Raw genomic sequence first — 24,750 nt, 5'->3', positions numbered from 1 at the left:
GGATGTGGGATAGGGTTTAGTGGCGTGAAAGGTTGCGCGGATGACTCACCTTTCATTTATTGTATGTTGAATATGTGCTTTCAGAAAATTGTTTTCGCTGGGGTGTATTAAACTTAAGTCATCAGCCCCTTCTGGTTTCAGGGTCAAAAAATTATGTTTGCTGAATTTCGTGCCCTTTATCCCGCTGGACAGTTAATCTGTGAGTTGCTGACTGTTCATCACGGTAAGTTTGTTGTTCGCTGTCTGGTTCAGGTTGACGGCAAAACTCTCGCTACGGGTATGTCGGCTGCTGAGTCTGTTGAGGGTGCTGAAGACCTCGCCCGGTTGCGATCGCTCGCTGTCCTCGGATTTGCTGCGCCCGATCGTGCGATCGACCGTGTTTCTCCCGCTCCGGTTGCTCCGGTTGCTGCTGTTCCAGTTGTTTCCCCTCCTGCTGCTGCTCCGGTTCCCGTGCAGCCGACAAGTGTTCCTCTTCCTGTTCTAGAAATGCCTGTTTCCGACAAATTGTCATTACCACATCAAAGCAATTTTGTCAATAGTGAAGCGAAATTAGATGAAGAGCCGATCGCACCTGTACCGGAACCGCTGCCGCCAACGGTCGATCGGGCGGAGGCTACTGGATTTGTACCGAAGCAGTTAGACTCGGACGCTTGGCTTTCTTCTAGCTACGGCGAACCGATCGCGGAACTGGATGTGCCGACTGCTAGCCAAAGTGAACTGCTACAGGGTGCGGCCGAAGTCAGGGAATTGCAACCGATCGCAGTGGGAATTCCGAGCGATGCGATCGAGGATAATTCTGATACGATCGCCCAAATAGACGCCCTCCTCAAACGGCTGCGATGGAAAAAACCACAGGAAACCCAGTGTCTGGAACACAATTACGGCAAGTCGTCGCAGAGAGAGCTTTCTAGCGAAGAGTTAGTAGATTTCCTAGAATATCTAGAAATCTATAGCAGAACCACTGAGGAAATCCAGCGGCTGGGCTGGACTGCCAACCAAGGAAAAGATTATCTCAAACAAGGTTACGGCAAAGAAGCGCGCCATTTCTTAAATCAAGTAGAATTGCTCGACTTCCTGCAATATCTCGAATCTTTGCCTTAGTAATTCTGTAGGGTTTATAGGTGTGAGGTTTTTTTATAAAAAGCTACATATAGCAGTTTTCACTTGTATGAAATACAGTAAGGACTTAACTGTGACGCCGTATCATGCGCCCCAGCATCTGTAATTCACTCAAATGAAAACAGCTATATGACTGTTAAAAATTAAAAATCAAAAATGAGGAAATATTCTTCATTTTTGATTTTTAACTTTTCATTTAGACTACAGCGGCGATCGGGCGGCTGGCGGAAGGACGGCGATCGATCACTTGATCGACTAATCCGTAGTCCTTTGCTTCTTCAGCGGACATGAAGAAATCCCGTTCGGTATCTTCTTCAATGCGGGAAAGCGGCTGACCGGTATGGTTGGCAAGATGTTCGTTCAGGCGGCGTTTGTGGTACAAAATCTCTTTTGCCTGAATTTCAATATCGGTTGCTTGTCCTTGAGCACCGCCTAGAGGTTGGTGGATCATAATCCGGGAGTGAGGCAAACTCATCCGCTTGCCTTTAGCGCCGGCACTCAACAGAAAAGCGCCCATGCTGGCTGCCAAACCGAGACAAATAGTGCAAACATCGGGGCGGATGTGGTTCATCGTGTCAAAAATGCCCATACCTGCTGTCACCGAACCCCCAGGGGAGTTGAGATACAGGTAAATATCTTTCTCGGGGTCTTCGGCGTCTAAAAATAGCAATTGGGCAACGATCAGGTTAGCCAAGTCTGAGTCAACCTGTTGGCCCAAGAAGACGATGCGATCGCGCAGGAGTCGCGAGTAGATGTCAAAGGCGCGTTCGCCGCGACCGGATTGTTCTATAACGGTTGGGATCATTGACAGGGCCTGCCTATTACGTATCTTTTTTTAATTTTAGCGATTAGGGCTCAGTTATAGTTAGCGATCGGTGGCGGGCGATCTAGAAATCGGCAAAATCCTTTAGTTGGAAGGGATTGGGGCGGTCATTTGGGGAAATTGTGGCGGGGGTGCGATCGGATTTCCGATCCCGCAGGCGATCGATGTTGAGGAAGCGGACATCAATAAACGTTAAATGTTGTTATGTGGCGATCGTATCATTGCGAGAACTTCCATCGCTCGATCGCCGCTGACACTAGGAAAATGGTCTAGAAACTCATTGAGCCAATCACCAGCTTCGATACAATCAAGCAGAGTCTGCATCGGGACGCGAGTGGCGATAAAGACAGGATTTCCCTCTAAAATTTCGGGGTCGCTATGAACGATAGTAGCTGCGTATTGCAAAGAAAAGGTTGTGACATCAAGACAATCTTCTTCAGTCCAGGTATCACTTAGCTCGACTACAGCGAGATTTGGCTGTGATAACTCGTTGAGCATAAGAGTTGCCAAGCGCAGCCGCTCTGTTAGTGACAAAGTGCGGACAACTTGGATATAGATTTCCTGAGCGGTAGTCGGCATAATACATCATCCTGCCTTGAAATTTAACCTAAACAGGCGTCCCGATCGGAAGATAGCCCTTTTCTCATATCATTAGAAGAGTTATATCCACTACAGACGGAACTACTCAAATTTTTATCGCCCAACCACGGCGGTACATTCCATACAAAATTAACCACCAAAATAATACCGCAGTCACGGCAAATGCCAGAGAACCATTCAGCGCCCCCGCCCACGGCACAAACCAGTTTTCATAAATCCAAGTGTAAGTTGTTAGAGCATTTTCACCAGTACCGATATGGGTTTTTAACAGTATTCTGGCGACGATACCGGAAGCAACAAACAGGAAAATTGCATTCAATCCCATGATTTCAAACGGCCTTCCCCATTTCCAATCCCGCACTTCAATTGTTTCGTAGCAAGCTGCTAGCAATAGCAAAGCCCAACCAGCAGTAAAAACTACATAAGAACTTGTCCAAAGTTGTTTGTTGAGTGGAAATAAAAATCCCCACAAACGGCCGATTACTACGCAACTGAGGCCGCAGATTGCTAAGTTTACACTGGTGCGGGTTTTGACTGGCTGCACGCGCAGCCATTCTCCTGTAAAGTAGCCGATCAGGACTGTTACAACTGCGGGTAAGGTGCTCAATAATCCTTCGGGGTCGAAGGGGCCGCCTTTGTACAGGTGTTGGCTGCCGAGAATTAGCCGATCGACATATCCCCCTAAATTTCCTTCTGGCGTGAGTTCGCCGGCAGTGTACCCCCCTACAGGCACTACGGTTAATGCAGCCCAATACCCCAAAAGCACGGCAACCGCGAGCAGTTTTTGATTGCGCGGGGAAAGGTTGAGAACGGCGATCGCACTGATGAAATAAGCTAAGCCGATGCGCTGCAATACTCCCATGATGCGGATTTTACCGAAGTTTTCAAGCGGGGCGCTGTTGAGAAGTACGTCAAGGGCGATCGAAGATGTATTTAGCAGCAATCCTAATATAAATAGAATCGCGGCGCGACGCGCAATTCGCCAGTAAATATTTGAAGAAGGAAGAAGGAAGAAGGAAGAAGGAAGAGGGTTTTTGTCTGATTCTGATTTTTCCTTTGTTTGTGTAATTTTTGAGGTTTCTATTCCGGTTTTTGGATAATTTTGAATATATTTAGACAGCGAGAAAGACATCGCGCAGCCAACGATGAACAAGAAAAATGGAAATACTAAATCTGTTAGGGTGCAGCCGTGCCATTCTGCGTGTTCTAGCGGTGGATACACCTGTTTCCAACTGCCGGGGTTGTTGACTAGAATCATGGAGGCGATCGCAATTCCGCGAAAAACATCAAGGGATTTTAAGCGCATAAATTAAGTTATTTGTTCACCGTTCACTGTTCACTGTTCACTATCTTAGCTGATGCCCATTTCCTAATTATTTTCGACCCAATTCCCAATTCCCAATTCCCAATTACCGATTCCCAATTACCGATTTCCAATTCCCAATTCCCAATTACCCATTACCCATTCGCTAAATTTCAATACCTTCCAGAGTCATAATGACTGCATTCTTCATTAACATATCGCAGCGTTCTGCATAAAAAGCTGCTGCCTTATCATACTTGTTGATTTGCAAGACGCGCAAAAACATTTGCCTTGCTTGGGCGAATTGCTGCTGGTAGTGAAAAAAAATTCCCTGTTCAAAATAAGTTTGGGTTTGTGCTTTTAGTTCGATCATGGTATCCGAGTCGCCATCGTAAATTTCAAATACAGCAACAGGTGTCTGTTTTCCTTTTACTTGAACGCGATCGAGAAATCGGCACTTGTAATTTTGAGGATCGTCGATCCGGCACAAAGTTTGAACGCTAGCTACAATACCAACTCCGTAAAGCTTTGTCAATCCTTCCACCCGGGCCGCTAAATTGACAGCATCGGAAATTACCGTACTTTCCATCCGTTCCGCTTCGCCAATAGTACCCAACATTAAAGTTCCAGTATGCAAGCCAATCCCTATCGAAATAGGTTGATATCCGCTGTTTTGCCTGTGTCTGTTATAAATTTTCACTTGCTGCTGCATCTCAATTGCTGCTTGCACAGCATCTTCAGGCTTGTTAGGAAACAAAGCCATAATCCCGTCACCAATGTATTTATCTATAAAACCATTGTACTGGCGGATAACCGGGCCAACTCGGCTTAAGTAAGAGTTAAGAAATTCAAAATTTTCTCGGGGAGACATACTTTCTGACAGACTTGTAAATGAGCGAATATCGGCAAACATAATCGTCATTTCTGCCTGTACAGAGTCTCCTAATCTGGCATCAACAATGCTTTCAATTTTGAGAAATCTTAAAAATTCGCGAGGGACAAAACGGGCGGAAGCTGCTGCAATTTTTTCTAGTTCGCTTTTGCTGGCTTCGATTTGAGTTAGGGCACGAAATGCTCTCAGTGCGGTTACTACCGTGGTAAATAACTTTTTGTTTGTCAGTTCTGTTTTAGTTTTGTAATCGTTAATATCGTAGCTGACAATTACTACATCTTCTGGCACTTGTCCCGGTTGTCCGGTGCGCAAAATAATCCGCACTACTTTATTGTCTAAAATATCGCGGATGTATTTGACTACTTCCAATCCTGCCTCTTCTGTTTCCATAACTACATCGAGTAAAATCAATGCTATATCTGGATGAGCCTGGATCATTTCTTTGGCTTCTTTGCCTGAGTAAGCGCTGATAAAGGTGATGAGTTGGTTTTCAAATGTAAATTCATTTAAGGCAAGTTTGGTAATATTGTGAATTTCTATTTCATCGTCTACAATTAATATTTTCCAACTGGCTTGTATTGGCTTTTCTTCCGCTTCGTCTTCTTCTGCAAATATTAATTCGTCGTCGCCCGCAGCTATTAATTCGTCATTGCCGGCAGCGAACAGGTTTTTACTAGCTTCTGACATTTATACTCCTCCTAAATAGAATTATATTAAAACTGCCCGTATAATAACTAATTGCTAATTTTAGTTAGCGGGGAATTCAATCATAAATCTTGTGCCTTTCTCTACTTGACTTTCGCAGTGAATTGTGCCTTTTAGTTTTTGAGTGACGAGGTTGTAAATAATGTGCAGTCCCAATCCTGTGCCGCCGTGACCTCTTTTGGTTGTAAAAAATGGTTCAAAAATTTTACTGAGATTTTCTGGGGTAATTCCTTTGCCGTTATCAGCATATTCAAATATTAGCCGATCGCCCTCTAGTTTGAAATCAAAAGCCAGAATTCCTTCGTCTTCTCCATCGTAAGCGTGAATTAGCGAATTCAACACCAGATTTGTCACAATTTGACACAACGCCCCCGGGTAACTGTCCACTACAATATTTTCATCGCACTTAATTTTTATTTTGTGCTTAGTTCTTTTTAGTTTTGCGGTTAAGGATGTCAAAATTTCCTCGAGATAGTTTTTAACATTAAACTTGCGTTTTAACTCGCTTGACTGATCTACTGCCACTTCTTTAAAACTGTGAATCAAGTCGGCGGCCCGCGTGAGGTTGGATAAGATCATATTACTGCTTTGCATCGCGGTATCCAGAAACTTTTCTAACTCGGATCGTTTAATTTGACCGTTGCTATAAAGCTCAAAAAATTTTGTGACTTTTTCAGCTAGCAAGGAGGCCGCAGTGATGCCGATACCGATGGGAGTATTGATTTCGTGCGCAACACCTGCAACCAACCCTCCCAAGGCTGCCATTTTTTCCGATTCTACAAGTTTATTTTGGGCTGATTTTAGGTCTTCTAAAGTTTGGGACAGCTCGGAGGTACGCTGCTGTACTAACTCTTCGAGATTATGATTAAATTGCTGCAAGTTGGCGTAAAGTTGGGCGTTTACGATGGAGATAGAAATTTGAGAAGACAGCAGTTTTAATATTTCTAATCTGTCTGGCGTAAAAGCACCTGTAGTCAGATTGTTTTCTAAATATAGAATGCCGGTGAGTTGGCCTTGATTGATTAAAGGAGTGCAAAGAATTGATTTAGGTTGAACGGTCATTATATAGGGTGTGCGAGTAAATTGTCCTTCGCGGGTGGCATCGTTTAAAACTATACTTTCCTGGGTACGGGCGACGTAGTTGACGACGGCAACTGCCAGTAAATTTAGTTCTCCATCCTCTTCTACAAAATCTATAGGAATTGATTGCATGACACTGAAGCGCTCGACATCTACAGAGCCTGATGCTTCAATCACCCATTGACCGTCTTTTTCTAGTATTAAAAATCCTCTTTGACCCCCGGCATTTTCAATAACAATTTTCATCATTTTTGCGAGCAGTTTGTCTAGAACTATTTCCCCGGCTAAGGTTTGCGATGCTTTAACTGCTGTGGTCAAGTCTAGCACGCCGGCACTGTCGCTCGTAGTGGAAGCGCTGCTGGTAGATTTGTGAGTTTCGATATTAGTTGAAATCGAGGCTGAAGTTAGCAACCGCGAGTATTTTGATTCTAAATGCGCTACTTTGGCTGTTGCTCCCCAGCGCTGATAGCAATAACGCGCTTCTGTCAAGTAAGTTTTAGCAATTTTTTCTCGTCCTATGGATACATAAAATGCTCCTGCCAATTCTCCAGCTAGTGCTTGTACGTGGATGTATCCGTTTTGTTGTGCTCCTTCAATTGCGCGATCGTAATATTCCATTGCTCTCACAATATTGCCCAAAATGCGTGCTTTTTCGGCAGTAATTAAGTCGCATTTGTGCTGAAGGTTCATCGGGGCATAAAGCGCTTTTTTTTGCAGCTTTTTCCTGTTACTGGTTGCGTAAAAAAGATGTTCTTCTTGTTTGTCCTTTGTTGCAGATGGATATGCGGATAGTCGGGCTAGAGAATCGTAAAACTGGTATTCAGAAACATTAATAAAGCCTGCTAATCCGTCTAAATAAACTTCGGCTTTAGCTGCATTTTCTAGTGCTAGGTCGGTATCTGCAAATAAATACGCTCGTATTAATTGCTGCAAATAAAAGTGCTGGAGTCCCACTCTATCGTTAGCTTTCAACAGCAGCGACAACAATGTTTCTTCGCTGTCAACTTCACCTAATACAAGGTCGGGACTTTCCAATTTTCCCATCAATTGCAAAACAGTTTGCCGATATATTTGATTCCAAGTCAATACAGTTTCTTGCTTGAGTTGAAACAGCAAATGGTTGTAAATTACCATTTTTCGTTCCAGTTTTGGCAATTCTTGACCGATGAAATACAAAGACTGACAAATATTTACTGCCGAATATCCGACACATTCTAAATCTCCATTCTCTAGCGCGCTTTGATAGGCTTCCTCTAACAATGGTAAAGAGTCTTTAACGTGATGCTTGCCGTTCATCAAAATGAATGCTACTAAATTAAGTGTTTTGCTTTTGAATTCCAAAACATTTAATCTGTCGATCAAATTTAAAGCTAATTGACCGAAGCGTTCGCCGGATTCAATATCTCTAACTATTGCTTTTAAAATTGCTCCATAATTAGCATAGCCAAATGCAGAAAAAGCCGAATTTCCGTAGTTGATAGATAAATTAACTTGCTCGCACACAATCAGCGGCAGCAGCACAGGTTCAACTATAAACGTAGCTGAAAACATACTGGAAAGCACGCGCATAGTTGCTAATTTGTGCGGATTTGTCATGGCAGGCAAATTCATTAAATCTTCTATTTTCCTTCCGGTTAAATAAGCGGCGGTTTTAGCAAGTGCTTGCTGAATGTGGAGGGGTATCGGCGATTGCGGAAAGTTTATTCCTAACATTTTTAGTGCTTCCCGACCAATTTTTACCGATTCTTGGAGTTTGGTTTGCATCGCACAAGCTATGATTCTGATTTCAAAAACTTTGATTGTGTCTAGTTCATTTTTGGCGTGTTGCAGGACAACTTGGGCCAATTTTTCCATTGATTCAAACTCGGTATTGAGGTAAGCTGCTTCTGCCGCTGACTCGTAGAGTGCAAGAGTCAAGTCGTAGTCAGTTTGCCAACTTTCCGGGGGCAGCAGTTCAATACCCACAGTTAAATATTTGAGGGCGAGTTCGTAAGCTGCACTTGCTTTTGCTTTGCGGCCTGCAATTAAATTTAATTGACATAATTGAAACTTTTCTAATTCGCTGCTAAGGATTGTTTTCGCGAAATTTAGTTGGTTAACAATATCAAAAACATGATATTCTAATTGCTCTGGAGGCGCGTTTTTCAGCAAAAATCTGCCGATTTTGAGATGCGTTTCTTGTTTCTGATAATCTGATATTAAAGCATAAGCTGCTTGCTGCACTCGTTCGTGCAAAAATTTGTACGTCGCCCTAGCAGCATCAGCAACTGGTAGGGAAAATTCATCTGTAAAGTCTCTAGATATTGTGTCTGTTACTTCTGTGCTTGCTGCTAGTGCGAGCGGAATTTTGTAGGCGTTATTCACGGGCAGAAGCAGACCGGACTGAAGAGCCTCTCCGAGGTCTGCTGCTGCTGACGCCAGAGGTTTTTCGGCGATTGTCGAGAGAATTTCTAAAGCAAATCTGTTGCCGATACAAGCGGCTAATTTGAGTAGTTCCTGCGTATTCTCTGAAAGTTTCTGAATGTTGTCTATCATTAATTCTACAACATTGTCAGTTATTCCCATTTCTTGTATTTGTTCGATATCCCACTGCCACTCGCCTTTGATTTGGCATTTTTTCACAATTCGCTCTGGAATTTGTTGGCCTAAGTCAGAAAGGTTATTTTCACCTTTGTCGTCCCTATTAGCTGCTGGTATAAATTTAAACTGTAACAATTTTTTTGAGTACAGAGATTTTAGCAATTGAGTTAAAAAAAACGGATTTCCTGCGGTTTTGTGAAAAAGCAATTCTGCTAAAGTTAGGGTCTTTTCTGGTGAGCAGTTGAGAGTATCAGCAATGAATTGGTTGACGCTGCTAATATCTAAGGGCAGAAGGGCGATCGCGCTCACAGTGCCGCCTGCTTTTCTAATTGCTTCGGCGGTCAGCATTACGGGATGATTAGCATCTACTTCCTGTTCTCTATAAGCTCCAATTATTAATAAATATTGAGTTTTCAGGTCAGTTGCTAGCAGTTGTATTAACTTGAGAGATGCTGAATCGATCCACTGGAAGTCGTCGAGGAAAATTACCAGGGGGTGTTCTTTTTGAGTAAAGACGCGGATGAAGTTTTGAAATACTAAATTAAACCGATTTTGAGATTCATTTGTTCCTAAATCTGGCACGGGGGGCTGTGGCCCGACAATCAGTTCAACTTCGGGAATAACTTCAATAATTAATTGACAGTTGCCACCGATAGCATTTAAAATTTTTTGTTTCCAAACATTGACTTGGGCGGCATTCTCGGTGCATATTTGCCGCAATAAATCTCGAAAAGCTTCTAGGAAAAAAGCGTAGGGAATATCGCGCTTAAATTGCTCAAATTTGCTGTCAATAAAATACCCGTTTTCCCGCCGAATCGGCTTGTAAATTTCATATACTAACCACGATTTGCCCAGACCTGCAGAACCGGAAATCAGCACAATTTCTGTATTGCCCCGCCTCATCCGATCGAAGGTACTGAGAACCATATTAACTTCTGCTTCTCGCCCGTAAAATTTTGGGGAAATTTGCAGGTGACTTGACCGATCTTGCTCGCCGAGGGTTATGTGGCAAATTTCGCCTGTTGTTTGCAGTTGAGCCAGACAGCTTTCTAAATCGTACAAAAGTCCGAAAGCACTTTGATACCTGTCTTCGGCAGTTTTTGCTAAGAGTTTCATGACCAGATCGGAAACGACTTGAGGAATCTCCTCGGTTTCTGCTTGATTGATTCTGCCTTCGATGGTTCTGCTTTCTACTTTTTGTTTTCTGCTTTCACAAGGAGAAAGTGGCGTTTTGGCAATATGGCAGTGGACTAATTCCATCGGATCGATCGCCTGAAAAGGCAATTCGCCACAAAGCATCTCATAAAAGGTGACGCCTAAAGAATAAAAATCGGTGCGGTAGTCGATCGCCCGATTCATGCGTCCCGTTTGTTCAGGAGACATATAGGCGAGGGTGCCTTCGAGTAAATGAGGATGGCTGAGGGTGGGGCTTTCGCGTGGTAGCAGGGAGGCGATCGCAAAATCAGCAATCTTGACATCCCCCGTCTCGATATTGACAATAATATTGCTCGGTTTAATATCTTTGTGAACGATCTGGTGTTCGTGGAGTTGACCGAGAGTTTCTGCTAGTTTTATGCCAATTTGCAGAAATTGGTGTAACTCTAACTGGTTGTTACTGAGAATTTTTTTTAGGGAAATGCCGCCAAAATCTTCTAAAATTAAAACAGGAAAGTGATTGTATTGTTCTAACTTGTAAAGCTTGACTATTCCTGGCAAATTCAAATTTTTAAGAATTTCTGATTCGTGCAATAGTTGGGCTATTTGCGCTGGCGTAGGGTATGGCGACGTGAGAGTTTTGAGGATAACGGCTTTTTGTTCCTCAAGCTGTATCCCTCGATAAATAACTGTGTGAGAGTTTGTATAAAGTTCTGCGTCAATGCGGTATCCCGGAATGGTAATCATGCTGTTTGGGGTGGTTTGAAAAGTGCGGTTATACGAGTTTAGATTTGAGATTGGGAATGATTGATGATATAAAGCTTTGGATATTGCCTAGAGTTGCATTTTTTTGGCAACTGGTATTATTCAGTAAGTGGAAATACCGATCGCAGGTCGAGGGGGATTTTTACGACAGTAAACTGGCTGCTATAGCAATCCTTGCAGGAGTCGTAAATTTTTTACCCCACCCCAACCCTCCCCTTAGCAAGGGGAGGGAGTAAGAAATGCACAAATGATTTAGGATTGCTATATTATATAGCTGAGCTAAACCAGTCTCTAAATGCTCCTCCTAGATACTTTTTTTGGCGCTTATTTATCTATATTTTAGTATTCAAAAAATCAGAAGTCGCACTTTGCTATCATCGCGCCAGTGCCAAAATAAACTGGTGCGTGCAACTCAACAGCTAAAATCTAAAAACAATCATGCAGAATATAACTGCCTCAAATCCAGCTAAGGCGACCGATCGCGCTTTTGGCACCGCAGACATTCAATTGCTGGTAGTGGATATAGACGGCACGATCGCAGGTTTGTCAAATACCATCCGAGAACCAGTCAAGCAGGCAATTTTGGCGGCCTCGTCGCGGGGAGTAAAAGTGGCCGTCGCTACGGGCAGAATGTACAGCTCAGCTTTGCGTTTTCACCGCGACATCGGCTCAACATTGCCGCTGATTTGCTACCAGGGCGCGTGGATTCAAGATCCGGCTAGTGAAAAACGGCTGCGCCACTTGCCACTGTCGAAACAAACTGCTCTGCAACTGTTAGATTATTTTGAAGAAGCGCATTTGCGATCGCTCCTTTCGATCCATTTCTACATAGACGACCAACTTTACGTGCCGGAAATTACCGAAGCTACCCGAATTTATGCCGAACGAGCCGGGATTCAACCGATGGCGCTTAAAGATTTGCGAAGAGATATTCCGGGGGAACCGACGAAAGTTTTGGCTTTGTGCAAGAATCCGGGGGTACTCGACGGCTTGCTCAGCAGTATGAAGCAGCGCTACACGCCTGCGGAGCTTTATTTGACTCGATCTGTTGCTACTTTTTTTGAAGCTACGCATCCTTCGGCGAATAAGGGAGATGCCGTGCAGTATTTAGCGGAGGAACTTTTGGGTTTGCAGGCGGCGAATGTGATGGCGATCGGCGACAATTTTAACGATCTAGAAATGATTGCCTACGCGGGTGTGGGCGTGGCGATGGGCAATGCTCCTGATGGGGTGAAGGCTGCTGCTGATTGGGTGGCACCGGATGTGGAGGAAGACGGGGTGGCGGCGGCGATCGAACAATTTGTTTTGGGCGATCGTTGATATTTGTAGCAATAATAATTTTCCCAAAATTATAGGGACACGGCAGTGCCGTGTCCCTACAATTTTAAAAATGCCTTTCAACAGAAAGAGCACCGACGACTGGCCGTGTTTCGTCTCGGTGCTCTTACTGGTTCGCTCCTCACACGTCCATCAATATAGCTGACTCAGTAAATTGTGTCAATACTTTTTCCAAAAATTGTTTTTTGAGTCGGCTGCTGCGGGGGTGTCGGTGGGGTGGAGCGAGGCAGAACCTTTGCAATGTAAGAGTTTTGATGGATCGCCCCCGATTGGATCGAGCAGAAAAATTTTACTTCAATTCCAGCAGCCAGTCCAAAATCAGAGCGTTGACTTCACTCGGGCGCTCGTCGTGGGGACAGTGGCCCGTGTTGGGAATTGACACAAATTTCACTGGTTTACCGTTGGCGGCCAATTGTTGATAAATTTGGCTGCCGGCGATTGGCGTCCAGGGGTCGTCTGCGCCCCAAAGTACCAATAACGGACGATCGACTTTGGGCAGCAATTCTGACGGTTGAGGGCCTGCTGGGGCCGTGAGAATCGAGGCAAACACCTGTTGAGCTCCGGGCTCGCAGGAGGGGGCGTGGAGGAGTTCTACGAGTTCGTCGGTGATGGCTTCGGGGTTTCTGTAGACTTGGCGCAGGGTGTTGCGGATGCGGTGTTTTTGGCGGATGTTGTTGAAAACAAACGGGCCGATCAGGGGCGATCGAACTAATTTAGTAAAAGTCCCCATCACTATTCGCAGCGGGAAATTCAGTTCGTCGGGCCGGTGGTTGAGCCCGCCGGCACAGTTGATTAAGACTCCGCCTGCTGATATTTCTGGATGGTTGGCGACTACCATCAAACTCAGCAAAGCGCCGATCGAATTCCCGACAAATACAGCCGGTTCCTGTACCATATCGGCCGAGAAATCTGTCAGCAATTCTTCCCACAATTCCAGAGTGTAATCTAGGGCTGGTTTGGCGGAAGCACCGAATCCCAGCAAGTCCAAAGCAAATACACGATAGCCGCCCGCCGCGAGTACGGGGATATTTTGCCGCCAATGTCCGATCGAAGCCCCAAATCCGTGAATCAAGATCAGAGGGCGACCGGTTCCTTGGACGGTATATTGGATTTTGTGACCTTTCCAAGTCCAAATTAGCTTTTCAAAACTCGTTGCAGATACTAGCTGTTGTGCTGTCACGACTCTAAATGTAAATTTTCGTTAACTTATTTCATCATACCAGCACAATCCCTCTCTCGGCGGCGTCGGAGCAACGCCCCACAAGAACATTCAACTTTTGAAAAGGATGGAAGATATCAGGTTAAATACATAAACATACTTCCTTCTTTCTTCCCCTTTTTCCTTCTTCCGACGGACATCGGACTGACATCCGTTACATCCGTTACATCCCGTACATTGCTCGTTGCCGAACTTCCTTCTTCCTTCTTCCTTCAAATCCCAATTTCCAATTTTTACTTGTTTTGCAGCAACCAATAAGTCATCATATCCCCCTTACCTTTTACTGGAATCACGCCTCGCCTCTCAAACAGATACTTATTTTTCAAAAGCTTATAAGTAACATCAGTAACTTGAATGCTGCCTGCAAAACCCGTAGCTTCCATCCTCGCTGCTACATTCACCGTATCTCCCCACAAATCATAGGTGAACTTGCTCACACCAATTACTCCCGCAACTACCGGCCCGGAATTGATGCCGACGCGAATTGCCAGTTTTTCTCCTGTCTCGGCGGACAACTTTGCTATTTTTGCCTGCATTCCCAGGGCCATTTGGGCGATCGCCTCGGCGTGGTCATGTCTCGGCGTAGGCAATCCCCCGACTACCATGTAAGCATCGCCAATAGTCTTAATTTTCTCCACACCGTACTTTTCAGCTAACTGGTCGAAGTGGGAAAAAATCACGTTCAAGCGCTTTACCAACTCCCTGGGAGACATTCTAGCAGACAGTTCAGTAAAGCCAACAATATCAGCAAATAAAACACTTACTTCGGCAAAACTGTCGGCGATCGTGCTTTGCTCCGCCTTCAACCGTTCTGCGATTGGTTTGGGTAAAATATTTAACAGCAACTTCTCGCTTTGTTCTTGTTGAACTTTTAGCGCTTCTTGCGCTAATTTGCGCTCTGTAATGTCAGAAACAGTACCCTCATAGTAGAGCAGATCACCTTTTGAATCTCGAACAGCCCGAACATTTTCTGACACCCAAATCCGGCGCCCGTCTTTGCGACATACCATAGATTCAAACCCCAAAACGGCATTTTCCGCCTCCATAGCAGCCACAAATTCGAGGCGGCGTTCCGGGTCAACGTACAGTTGCTGAGCAATATTTTTAATCTCGGACATCAGTGCTTCTGGCGAGTCGTAACCGTACAATTTTGCCAAAGCTGGATTAGCGCTGAGATAGCCTCCTGAAGGCGTGCTTTGAAAAATGCCTTCCATCGCATTTTCTACAATGCTGTGATATCTTTCTTCAGCAATCCGCAGCAATTCTTCGGCTTGTTTGCGCTGAATTAAAGAACCTAATTGAGTGCCGACAGCATTAAAAACGTCTATAAATCGCGCGTCTTTGCGACAAGATGAAATTTTAAAGAAAACTAGCACTGCTAATACTTCATCGCCTATCAAAATCGGTATTCCAAAACCCGCTTTGAATCCGAGTTCTAGTGCTATTTGACTTCGGAGAAAATGCGGGTAGCCCCGGGAAATATCTTCTACCCATTCCGGTTGCTTGGATGTCCAAACTCGTCCCGGCAGCCCTATATTCCTGGCAAATGTCAGTTGTTCGCTTTGGCGGCGGAACGATTCCATGCTGGGGTTGCTGGCATACCAGCCCCGGGCAGATTGCAGGACAGTTCCTTCTGCATCGGGAATCCAAGCTTCTCCTACATCCCATCCGATTGTTTCGCCAACTTGGTGCAGAATTACTTCTAAAGCTGAGTGGAAGTCTGCAGCTTCGCCGATCGCCCGCGTAGTTTCCAGCAAAAACCGGATTGATTCTTCAGCCCGCTGCCGTTCTGCGATTTCTTCCTGCAATCTAGAATTGCGATCGTGCAGTTCTCTAGCTTGCTGTTCCAGTTTCGATTGCAGCGAACGAAGGGAAAGTTGGTTTTCGACGCGGGCCAAGACTTCTTCTACTTGAAACGGCTTAGTAATATAATCTACTCCTCCTACTTGAAAAGCTTTAACTTTCTCCAGCACGTCATCTAGCGCGCTAATAAAAATTACCGGAATATCTTTAGTTTTTTCACTTAACTTTAAATTCTCACAAACTTCATATCCGTTCATTTTCGGCATATTAATATCTAGTAAAATTAGATCCGGAGGAGATATTTGCGCCCCTTGCAGAGCCAGTTGTCCGTTAATAGCTTTCCTGACTTGATAGCCGTAAGATGTCAGCATAGTGGCTAAAAGTCGCAAGTTGTCCGGCATATCATCAACAATCAGAATGTCTCTGGGATTTGCTGGTAATGGATGGTCGTTCATCATAATATAATTGAGTTAAATCGATAATGATATCTATCCGAAAATTATCGACTAAATCTGTTAAAGCCTTAGCGAGATTTGCCTCAGTTTCGGGAATTTCCTCAATGAGTTCGAGGATGCGCTTGTCGTCAACGCAAAGTGCTGCTCGGTACAATTCTACCACCCAGTCTGTGGGCATTACACTCAAATCCTCGGTAGTCAAACTTTCGAGCAGTGTCGGTGCTGAAAAAGAAGTAGATGAGTTTTCTTCCTGATAAATATAACGCACGTTCAGATAATCCGCTATCTTTTTAAAGAGTACATCTTCCCGAAATGGTTTACAAATCAAATCGTTACAACCAGCAGACAAAATCATCTGCCGCTGCTCGTCAAAGGCACTGGCAGTCAGAGCAATAATTATTGTTTTTTGACCTTCTGGAGTTTGCTTGATCAGTCTTGTCGCTTCGTACCCGTCCATCACTGGCATTAGCATATCCATTAAGATCAGGTGCGGCTTCCAAGTTGAATGCAAAGCAATTCCTTCTTGACCGTTAGTTGCTTCGCGGACTTCAAATCCCAGCGGTACAAGGAGCTGAAGCAGCAGTTGGCGATTTTCCGCTACATCTTCAACTATTAATATCCGATAAGTTTGTTGTCCGGCTTCTAAACCAATAACTTGTTTGACCGCCGTTTTTTGTTGTTCGTCACTTTCTGTTACTAAGTTAACGTGGATACTAAAGGTGAAAGTTGTGCCTTGACCGAGTTGACTTTTAACAGCAATATCACCTCCCATAATCCGGACAAACTGTTGACTGATCGGCAATCCGAGACCAGTTCCCTGCATTGATTTCAGACCTGTTTCGGTTTGAACGAAGGGCTTGAATAATGTGGAAATTTCCGACGGAGAAATGCCGGGGCCTGTGTCGATAATTTCAAAATATAATTGGGATTTTTTTTCTACGACTGTGGTGTTATTTTCTACTTGGCTGCTGACACGCAAAGTAACTGTTCCTTTTTGAGTAAATTTAATCGCATTCCCGAGCAGGTTAATTAAAACTTGCCGCAATTTAGCTTCGTCTGTTTGAATATAATGCGGCAACTCGCCAGTATGTTCAAAGATTAGGTGCAAGCCTTTTGAGTTGGCTTTTAGTTGCAGCATTTCTTTGATGCTGTTGAGAAGGTTGTATAGGTTGAAGCGGCTTTTATTGATGGTAATTTGACCTGCTTCTATTTTAGACATGGACAAAACATCATTGATGAGATCCAGCAAATGTTCGCCGCTGCGGTTGATAATTTTTATGTATTCTTTTTGTTCTTCTGTTATGGAACTGTTGCGAGCCATAACTTGGGAAAAACCGAGTATCGCGTTGAGAGGTGTGCGGAGTTCGTGGCTCATGGAAGCGAGAAATTGACTTTTGGCGCGGTTAGCAACTTCGGCGTTTTCTTTGGCTTTAATAAGTTCCATTGACTGCCTTTGAGTCCGGGCGAGCAATTCGGCTTGCTGCAATGCTACTCCTAGCTGAGTGCCTACATCAACTGCAACGTTGATTTCAGATTCGCTCCACTGGCGGGGAGCTGAATTTTGATAGGATGCTAGTAGCCCCCAGAGCTTTTTGCCGCAGAAAATAGGCACAATAATGTAGGATTTAGCTTGAAATTTTTCTAGCAATTGGATGTAACAATTATCGAAGCCTTGCTTGTAAATATCTGGGACACAAAGGTAAGTTCTACCTCGGCTGTAGGCTCCGCCTTGGGTTTCTTGCAAATAGGTATCGTGGACTTCTTGTGAAGTGCTATCTAACTTTTGGACGAGGCAAAGTTCGCTATCTAAAGCGTCTTCAGTAAGCTTAGAATCGAGTTCTTGTGATTGGATGAAAGAAACCCATTTGCAGTCAAGGGATTCGGCTACAAATTCGCCGCTCCAGTCTGGATTGAAACGGTAAATGGCGACTCGATCGCACTTCATGGTTTCGCGCAATTCTCGGGTTGTGGCGTGAAAAATTTCTCGGATATCTAAAGTCTGCCGCATGCTTTCAATGATGCGGGCGATCGCTCTTTGTCGTAAAGCACTTTCTTGCAGTTCGGTTTCTGCTTGCTTGCGTTCGGTAATATCTAGAGCCATTAAAGCAATGCCGATCGCTGTACCGTTATCGTCAATTAGCTGAGTATTGTACCACTCGCAGATGATAATTCTGCCGTCTTTGGTCAGATTTTTGGAAGTGACGCTGGATTTGGCGTTCCAGCCGTGATTGAAAATCTCAGATACTTGCTCGTGGTAGCTTTCAGGTACGATCAAATCGGAGGCGACTCTCCCTTTCGCTTCTTGCTCGCTGTAGCCAAAAATAGCAACGGCCGCGGGATTCCAAGTGATAATTTCTAAATTGAGGTTTAACTCGATAACTGCGATCGGCGTTTGCTGCAATAAAAATGAGATTCTTTGCTGCGATGCTAGCAGTTTCTCTTCGGCTAATTTGCGGTCTGTGATGTCATTAGCGGTGCCGAGAACTTGTTTGGGTTTACCATCACTTGTTCTGAGAAATACTGTATCCCAACTGTGCATCCAGCGCCATTCACCGTTTTTGTGCCTCATCCGGTATTGGCATTCAATGACATCGCCGTCTTTGGCTCGCTCCACTTTTTGGACGCTTTGAAAATACTCTGGCAAATCGTCGGGGTTGAGCAGCGTTGGCATCATTGCTATACCCATATCTTGTATTTCTTGGGCGCTGTACCCTAGTATCGCCGCAATTTGTCTGTTGGTGTAGACATTCCGCTGTTCAATTAAATCGTAAACGTACAATAGGTTGGGATTGGAATCGGCGATCGCCTGAATGAAGTGCTGGCTTTCTCGGAGTGCAGATTCTGTTTGTTTGCGGTCGCTAATATCTCGCGCTACGATAATCACTGATTCAGGAGAAAGCGGAGAAACTTTAGCGTCGAGGCAAACTTCGCGATCTCCGACTGTAAAGCTATATTCAACATTGATACTTTGCTTCGTTTTTAGAACTTGTTGGATGGCATTTAATACCAAATCTGCCACAGGTTCCGGCAAGACTTCGTGAGCAGTTCTGTTAATCATTTCGCTTGGAGGTTTCACCAAATTTGCCGTTGCTGTCGGGGCGATTTTGATGCAGCGCCCTTCTGCATTTCTCACTAAAACTGTGTCAGTCATGGCGGCAAAAATAGCCCGTAATTCTGCTTCAGATTCTTGCAGAGCTTGCTCAGCGCAGATGCGGGTGCGAATTTCTGCTTGCAGCAGTTTATTTTGCCGATCGAGCTGCACAAGCCGGTTTTTTTCTCGATCGATCAGTTTAGCTTGAGCCATCGCAATCCCTACTTGAGCCGCCACAGCTTCTAACAAGTCGATTTCATCGCACGTCCATTCCCGGTAGCGATCGCACTGGTGCAAGCAGATAGCGCCGTTTGCCCTGCCTTGGTAGGAAGTGCGAATTGCCAGCATCGATTTCAACCCAACCTTGTGACAAATCGGTTGAACCGCTTGCAAAAGAGGGTCTGAGTAAACATTGTTGGAGGCGATCGCCAGATCTTGTATCATCATTTGTACCACGTGAGGATTGCCCCAAATTGGAATGGGTACGTTCCGAATAGATTCGCACTCGGGTTCGCAATACTCGGCCGCCAGAGGAATATCGACTTGGGGGGTAGTAACGTAAGTATGAATCAAACAGCGATTGACGCAGAATGCCAAACCGATTTGAGTTGCAGCTATTTGAAATATTTGTTCGGGCTGCAAGCTCGATCGAATTTCTTGAGTTATTTTTGCAATCAGCAGTTCTCGCTGCACTTGCCGTTCTAAAGCAGCTTTAGCTCCTGTCATTTCTATTTCTGCTTGCTTGCGATCGCTGATATCAAAAAGTACGCCATACCAAACAATATCGCCATTATTACGCATTTCTGGTCGAGAATTAGATTGCAACCATTTGAGTTTCCCCGACGGTGTAACAATCCGCCATTCAAAGGCAAAAGGTTCTAAAGTTTTAGCGCTAGTAGCAATTTGTTTGACCAGATAGTGTTGGTCATCCGGATGATTTTGAGCGAAGCACAAGTCAGGATTTTTCAAAATCTCCTCACTCTCTAATTCGTAAATATCCCGACAAGCATAACTGATATATTCAAATTGAAAAGTCCCCTCTGACCTATTCACAAATTGATAAATAACTCCTGGTATATTTAGCGCTAATTTTTGCAACTGCTCTTTGCTTTCCCGGAGTGCTTTTTCTGTCTCCTTCCGAAATTCTACCTCTCGTTGCAGTTGGGTATTCTGCTGTTTTAATTGTTTCGATAGCTGTTGGATAGTCAATTGACTTTCGATACGCACTAAAACTTCTTCTACTTGAAAAGGTTTAGTAATGTAGTCAACACCACCGACTTCAAAAGCTCTGACTTTGTGAAAAGTTTCATTAAAAATGCTTAAGAAAATCACCGGAATTTCCCGAGTCTTTTTGTTAGCTTTCAGTCTTTCACAGACTTCGTAGCCGTTCATTTTGGGCATGGCAATATCTAGCAAAATCAAATCTGGGAGAACAGTAAACTTAGCATTGACCGCCATTTCTCCCGAAATTGCCCGCTGAACTTTATACCCTTCTTTCGTCAAGACATTTGATAGAAACCGGAGGTGGTTGGGCTGGTTATCAATAATTAAAATGTGAATATTTTCTTTTTCGATCACCATCTTTTGTATTGCCCTTCTCAATTTTATAGTGTTAACAGCAGATAAATGGTTTAATAAATCTAGCACTTGTCTTCCAGCAAAAATTCTTCATTAAAAAAATTAAGCTCACCAGAAAGAGGATTGATTTTAGATATTAGCTCGCGAATAACGCACCTTCTATTCATTTCTTTATTTCGATTTTTTTTATAAGTTAGCAACTCAAATTAACCGCTGTTAGCCAATTTTTATGAATGTAAAAAATCCCCTTATTTACGGTAAAAATGTAAAAATTTAGTCTGCCAAAAATATCATGACTTAGGCAATCCCGACCAAACAAACCGGTTTTTTTACCTCTGTTCCAAGGCTGCCACGAAGTATTTTCGTACAACCCGGTTGATGCACCCGAGACAGTTTTTTGCTTGACTTTAGCATTAAAAGTCCCAGGAGGATAACGCAAGCTTCTTGACATTATGCTGCTACCTTCAAAGGGTTTTAGCAGAAATATACACCTGGACGCGACCCAAGGCGAATAAACTGGGCTTTGGCTGCGCTCAACCACCGGGTTGTTTACTGTTGCCCCGGGCTGCAACGCGTCTTTTCGTGAAAAAAATCTGGTTTTGACGCACCCGCGCATAAGTCTTAATATCTTGATAGGTAACTAACGAGTATAGATCGCTCATCCCGCACCCAAAGCCTGCCATCTCAACTCTTTTTCCAGTATTTTCTAACGCAGCAATTCCTTAAGCTTAGCAATATTTTCATTGCTGAAGTTAATTTTAATTTCTAGTTCTTGGTCAGCCTCCCACAGCAGAAGCATATTATCTTCTCCCAAAGCGATTTCTGGATTGTTTAATTCAAGTGTTTGATATTTGACTTTGGCACTTCCTATGCGAATTACAAGTTCCGATTCCAACTGAGGATATATGTACAAGTACTGTTGCAAGTTGTCTAGTTCTAATTTTTGAACAGTGTTGTGACGTTGGACAGGAGAACCGCGTTTGTACCAATAGAGAGTATCCTCACGAATTTGGGGATTGACTATCACAAATGTTTCGTCAAAACGCTGGGGGTGCCAGTGAATTTCGCTCAGACCGCCGATTTGCGGAATCAGTCGCTCTACCCAGCTAATTTCTTTGCCGTTGAGGTTTCCCCACCACTGACTGATATTATCGAGATTGTCAGCATTTTCGGGGTCGGTGCTGCCGGACTGCCAGACTGTTTTTAGTTGTTGCATATACAGGTTCTCCAGCGACTTGAAATTTGAAATTGCAGGCTTTCAATGGAAGATTCATTCGTTATACAATAATTTTAATGGACTTACCAATTATCTACCACGAAAATTACGTTGCACCCCTGCCGCCGGATCACCGCTTCCCGATGGCAAAGTTCCGGATGCTTTACCAGATGCTGCTGGCGGACGGGGTAGCAGATAAATCGCAATTTCACGCTCCCGAACTTCCCCCTCAAGAATGGATTGAATTAGTCCACGACCAACGCTACGTTCAAGCTTACTGCAACGGCACGCTTGAGAACAAAGCTCTGAGGCGAATTGGTCTGCCTTGGAGTTTGGCCCTGGCTAACCGCACTTGCACTGCTGTTGCAGGGACGGTACTAACTGCAAAGCTCGCCTTAGAGTGCGGTTTGGCTTGCAATACAGCAGGCGGAACTCATCACGCCTTCCCTGCTTTTGGGTCTGGTTTTTGTATTTTTAATGATTTGGCGATCGCCTCCCGCGTCCTCCAACAATTGGGTTTAGTTCGCAAAGTTTTAATTGTCGATTTAGATGTACATCAAGGAGACGGAACCGCAGTAATTTTCCAAGATGACAGCAGCGTTTTTACTTTCTCGATGCACTGCGAAGTCAATTTTCCCGGCACTAAACAAAAGGGTGATTTAGATGTACCTTTGCCTGTCGGCATGGAGGACGACGAATATTTACAAACATTGGATAATTTTTTACCAGGTTTGCTTTCAAATGTCAAGCCTGATTTAGTTTTGTACGATGCAGGAGTAGACCCTCATCACGGCGACAAACTGGGGAAATTAGCTTTAACTGATACGGGGTTATTTCGCCGGGAAATGCAAGTTTTGATGGCGTGTTTGGCTGGTGGCTATCCCGTTGCCTGCGTGATTGGCGGTGGCTATTCCGACGACATGAATGGGTTAGTTTACCGGCATTCGCTGCTGCACCGAGCCGCAAGTCAAGCCTACAGGCAATATAAACTTTAAGATTTGTAAATTATGCGGCGACAAAAATCTAGATAAATTTAGTTAATATCAGTTTCCTAAAGTCGTGCTACAGATATGGTTTCTAAAATAAATTGCCATCCCGTTAAAGAAGCAATGACTTCCAACGTCAACTTTTTTAACTCTTTTTGCAGTGTCGCTCTCAACTCTTCTATTTGTTCAAATCTCAACCATTTCAATTGTTCTTTTATCTAGCCCCAGAGTCTTTCTATTGGGTTTACTTCCGGGCTGTAGGCAGGTTGAAACAATAAAATCACTTTAAGATGGGATACTCAGATTTAAACAGTTATCAAACCCGACATTATCTACTTGTATTATATGTAAATCCAGAGGATACTTACTGACAAATAGCTATAAGAATTTCTCAAAGCACGCTGTATCTAGATGTGTAAACTCGTAAAAAAATCCCTCTCCTGTTAGCGGCTCTACTGCGACCTATAACCACAAAAAAAAATACTTTGCACTTTTAGTTGCGGTTTTATTCCGATCCCAGCCAAATTTATTCTTTGAATTGTATGCAACCCCATTCGACTTTCATCTTCACTCCAATATCGCACTTTTTACCACTGTTTTAAAAAGATATCACTCTTGCTCAGACTGATTTTAATTAGAGATGACATTTTTTTTAAAATTATTCTACTGCCCGCAACTTTTCTGTTTTTAACTCACGGGACGCGAGACTTTTTATTTTCCTCCATCGCCTATATGTTGCCCACTGATATACTGTCCGATATGCCGCTTTTACTTCACAGCAGCTTGTCAACCATTGATCTACTTCTTTGTAGCTACTGAATCCTTCTGGCTCTTGCAATTGGTTTGACAATCTCTCTAGAGTTTCGGGATTCATTATTTTTGGTCTTCCCGAACGGGGTTTCTGGAATAATAATTTTTCTATTCCCCCCGCCAGGGTAGCTAGACAACCCTCTTTGTATTGTGGTACGATGCTTTCCTAACCGCACAGCAGCCGATAATACGGTTTCTACCGTTTGCGTCTTGAGCCAATACAGGACTTGCAGTTTTTCGTAGCGAGTCGCATCTTTCTCTTTCCTCAGAAGAGCTTTCTGTTCTGATTCTGTTTCCAGAATTTCAATCTTGACACAGGACTGACATTTTTATTCCTTATATTTGGGTACTAATTCATAAAAGGTATACCTACTAACTGTAGCACTATTTTAGTAAATTGGTATAATACCACATAAATGAACGGCAGACAGCGCGAGCGCTCGCACAAATTTTGGAGCCAGACAATTTATGGTTTATTATAGACTAGCGTTTAATCAATAAATAGGATGTCACGCATGCAAGTTAATTCTAACAACTCAGAACAACTAGGAAAAACACAGGATTTCGAGTTTATAGAACCTATTACCAAGCGTTATTTGATGGTCGTTAACGTCAGATCCACCTGCGATGAAAAAGGTGACAGGTCTCTCGTCGATCTGATGTGGGCAAAAGACCTAACAGAAGACTTCAGGTATCTTAAAAACTTCACCTTAGCAAGTCCCTGCCAACAAGAAACAGCCCCAGGAAATGCAATTATCGTCACCCGCGAACCATCGTTTTCTAACGTTTAATTCATCGACCTTCCCTCCCCAAACAGCCTTCTATTTGCTGGCAGAGTGGAGTCCAGTAAAGGCGTGTTAGTTCTGTTATAAGCAATAAAACTTTTGGACAAGAAAAACATTGCTGTCAATCTCGATATACTCGGCAATGGCGCACTGTTAATCGAATGCAAAAGACTTAGCAATCAACTGCAAAAATCGGTTAACATCCAAATTTTGGGAACGGTTGCTTGCGGTAAAGAATTATTTCGGTTGCTGCAAGAATATCACGCTATTGTAGTTCCCAGTCTTTCAGAGGAGCAGCCCCGGATAGTTTACGATGCTTATTCCCAAGCAGTACCGATACTCGCAAGTAACACAGACGGACTGCGCGACTGCATCCACAACCATAAAACTGGTGTAATTGTTCACTGTAAACATTTTTGAGTGAATTAAAAAGCCCACGGACAGATT

15 protein-coding genes are annotated in these 24,750 nt (G+C 43.9%); 5 read left to right on the top strand and 10 right to left on the bottom strand.

From position 1 onward, the window contains the following. The first annotated feature begins 153 nt into the window (after window positions 1–153). On the top strand, window positions 154–1,101 hold the full coding sequence (locus tag QUA99_RS11185; RefSeq protein WP_333235322.1) for a hypothetical protein: 948 nt from the start codon (window positions 154–156) through the stop codon (window positions 1,099–1,101). A gap of 214 nt (window positions 1,102–1,315) precedes the next feature. Here the strand turns inward: QUA99_RS11185 and clpP are convergent, their stop codons facing one another. The 5 genes from clpP to QUA99_RS11160 form a co-directional block, all read right to left on the bottom strand. Next, the gene (clpP, locus tag QUA99_RS11180; RefSeq protein ID WP_333235373.1) at window positions 1,316–1,930 is read right to left on the bottom strand and encodes an ATP-dependent Clp endopeptidase proteolytic subunit ClpP; all 615 of its coding nucleotides are present in this window, start codon (window positions 1,928–1,930) and stop codon (window positions 1,316–1,318) included. Window positions 1,931–2,134: 204 nt separating this feature from the next. Next, window positions 2,135–2,521, bottom strand: a complete 387-nt coding sequence (locus tag QUA99_RS11175) for a DUF433 domain-containing protein (protein ID WP_333235320.1) — start codon at window positions 2,519–2,521, stop codon at window positions 2,135–2,137. 106 nt (window positions 2,522–2,627) lie between these two features. Beyond that, entirely contained in the window at window positions 2,628–3,848 is a 1,221-nt protein-coding gene (locus QUA99_RS11170) for a heparan-alpha-glucosaminide N-acetyltransferase domain-containing protein (RefSeq protein WP_333235317.1), read from the bottom strand. Window positions 3,849–4,011: 163 nt separating this feature from the next. Then, window positions 4,012–5,424, bottom strand: coding sequence for an adenylate/guanylate cyclase domain-containing protein (locus tag QUA99_RS11165; RefSeq protein WP_333235315.1), 1,413 nt, complete (start codon window positions 5,422–5,424; stop codon window positions 4,012–4,014). Between the two features lie 60 nt (window positions 5,425–5,484). Then, on the bottom strand, window positions 5,485–11,004 hold the full coding sequence (locus QUA99_RS11160; protein ID WP_333235313.1) for an ATP-binding sensor histidine kinase: 5,520 nt from the start codon (window positions 11,002–11,004) through the stop codon (window positions 5,485–5,487). Window positions 11,005–11,460: 456 nt separating this feature from the next. Here QUA99_RS11160 and QUA99_RS11155 point away from each other — a divergent pair, with 456 nt between their 5' ends. Beyond that, a complete protein-coding gene (locus QUA99_RS11155) occupies window positions 11,461–12,342 on the top strand; it encodes a Cof-type HAD-IIB family hydrolase (protein ID WP_333235312.1) in 882 nt (293 codons plus the stop codon). A gap of 307 nt (window positions 12,343–12,649) precedes the next feature. Here the strand turns inward: QUA99_RS11155 and QUA99_RS11150 are convergent, their stop codons facing one another. The 5 genes from QUA99_RS11150 to QUA99_RS11130 all read right to left on the bottom strand — a co-directional run bounded on the left by QUA99_RS11150 (window position 12,650) and on the right by QUA99_RS11130 (window position 21,722). Beyond that, window positions 12,650–13,540 carry an alpha/beta fold hydrolase gene (locus QUA99_RS11150; protein WP_333235311.1) on the bottom strand — a complete coding sequence of 297 codons (891 nt, stop codon included), beginning with the start codon at window positions 13,538–13,540 and terminating at the stop codon, window positions 12,650–12,652. A gap of 90 nt (window positions 13,541–13,630) precedes the next feature. Beyond that, window positions 13,631–13,834: a hypothetical protein gene (locus QUA99_RS11145; protein WP_333235308.1), complete on the bottom strand. Its 204-nt coding sequence runs from the start codon at window positions 13,832–13,834 to the stop codon at window positions 13,631–13,633. Beyond that, window positions 13,813–15,840, bottom strand: coding sequence for an adenylate/guanylate cyclase domain-containing protein (locus QUA99_RS11140; RefSeq protein ID WP_333235307.1), 2,028 nt, complete (start codon window positions 15,838–15,840; stop codon window positions 13,813–13,815). The genes QUA99_RS11145 and QUA99_RS11140 overlap by 22 nt, the downstream gene beginning before the upstream one ends. Beyond that, complete coding sequence (locus tag QUA99_RS11135; protein WP_333235306.1) at window positions 15,788–20,509, bottom strand: PAS domain S-box protein; 4,722 nt, start codon at window positions 20,507–20,509, stop codon at window positions 15,788–15,790. The genes QUA99_RS11140 and QUA99_RS11135 overlap by 53 nt, the downstream gene beginning before the upstream one ends. A gap of 703 nt (window positions 20,510–21,212) precedes the next feature. Beyond that, entirely contained in the window at window positions 21,213–21,722 is a 510-nt protein-coding gene (locus QUA99_RS11130) for a hypothetical protein (protein ID WP_333235305.1), read from the bottom strand. A gap of 77 nt (window positions 21,723–21,799) precedes the next feature. On the opposite strand from QUA99_RS11130, the gene QUA99_RS11125 reads away from it, so the two are divergent. From QUA99_RS11125 to QUA99_RS11115, 3 genes are all read left to right on the top strand, one after another. Further along, entirely contained in the window at window positions 21,800–22,717 is a 918-nt protein-coding gene (locus QUA99_RS11125) for a histone deacetylase (RefSeq protein WP_333235304.1), read from the top strand. Between the two features lie 1,316 nt (window positions 22,718–24,033). Beyond that, a complete protein-coding gene (locus tag QUA99_RS11120) occupies window positions 24,034–24,309 on the top strand; it encodes a hypothetical protein (protein ID WP_333441857.1) in 276 nt (91 codons plus the stop codon). A gap of 93 nt (window positions 24,310–24,402) precedes the next feature. Next, complete coding sequence (locus QUA99_RS11115; protein ID WP_333235301.1) at window positions 24,403–24,723, top strand: glycosyltransferase family 4 protein; 321 nt, start codon at window positions 24,403–24,405, stop codon at window positions 24,721–24,723. The last annotated feature ends 27 nt before the right edge of the window (window positions 24,724–24,750 follow it).

The organism is Microcoleus sp. F10-B2 (genome assembly GCF_036704965.1).
GTDB lineage: Bacteria > Cyanobacteriota > Cyanobacteriia > Cyanobacteriales > Microcoleaceae > Microcoleus.
The sequence above is the reverse complement of the archived record's forward strand: the minus strand, read 5'-3'. Positions and strand labels throughout refer to the sequence as shown.

Coding starts and splice junctions, on each gene's coding strand:
- QUA99_RS11185 (WP_333235322.1), top strand. CDS start 154: ATGTTTGCTGAATTTCGTGCCCTTTATCCCGCTGGACAGTTAATCTGT.
- QUA99_RS11175 (WP_333235320.1), bottom strand. CDS start 2,521: ATGCCGACTACCGCTCAGGAAATCTATATCCAAGTTGTCCGCACTTTG.
- QUA99_RS11170 (WP_333235317.1), bottom strand. CDS start 3,848: ATGCGCTTAAAATCCCTTGATGTTTTTCGCGGAATTGCGATCGCCTCC.
- QUA99_RS11165 (WP_333235315.1), bottom strand. CDS start 5,424: ATGTCAGAAGCTAGTAAAAACCTGTTCGCTGCCGGCAATGACGAATTA.
- QUA99_RS11160 (WP_333235313.1), bottom strand. CDS start 11,004: ATGATTACCATTCCGGGATACCGCATTGACGCAGAACTTTATACAAAC.
- QUA99_RS11155 (WP_333235312.1), top strand. CDS start 11,461: ATGCAGAATATAACTGCCTCAAATCCAGCTAAGGCGACCGATCGCGCT.
- QUA99_RS11140 (WP_333235307.1), bottom strand. CDS start 15,840: ATGATGAACGACCATCCATTACCAGCAAATCCCAGAGACATTCTGATT.
- QUA99_RS11135 (WP_333235306.1), bottom strand. CDS start 20,509: ATGGTGATCGAAAAAGAAAATATTCACATTTTAATTATTGATAACCAG.
- QUA99_RS11130 (WP_333235305.1), bottom strand. CDS start 21,722: ATGCAACAACTAAAAACAGTCTGGCAGTCCGGCAGCACCGACCCCGAA.
- QUA99_RS11125 (WP_333235304.1), top strand. CDS start 21,800: ATGGACTTACCAATTATCTACCACGAAAATTACGTTGCACCCCTGCCG.
- QUA99_RS11120 (WP_333441857.1), top strand. CDS start 24,034: ATGCAAGTTAATTCTAACAACTCAGAACAACTAGGAAAAACACAGGAT.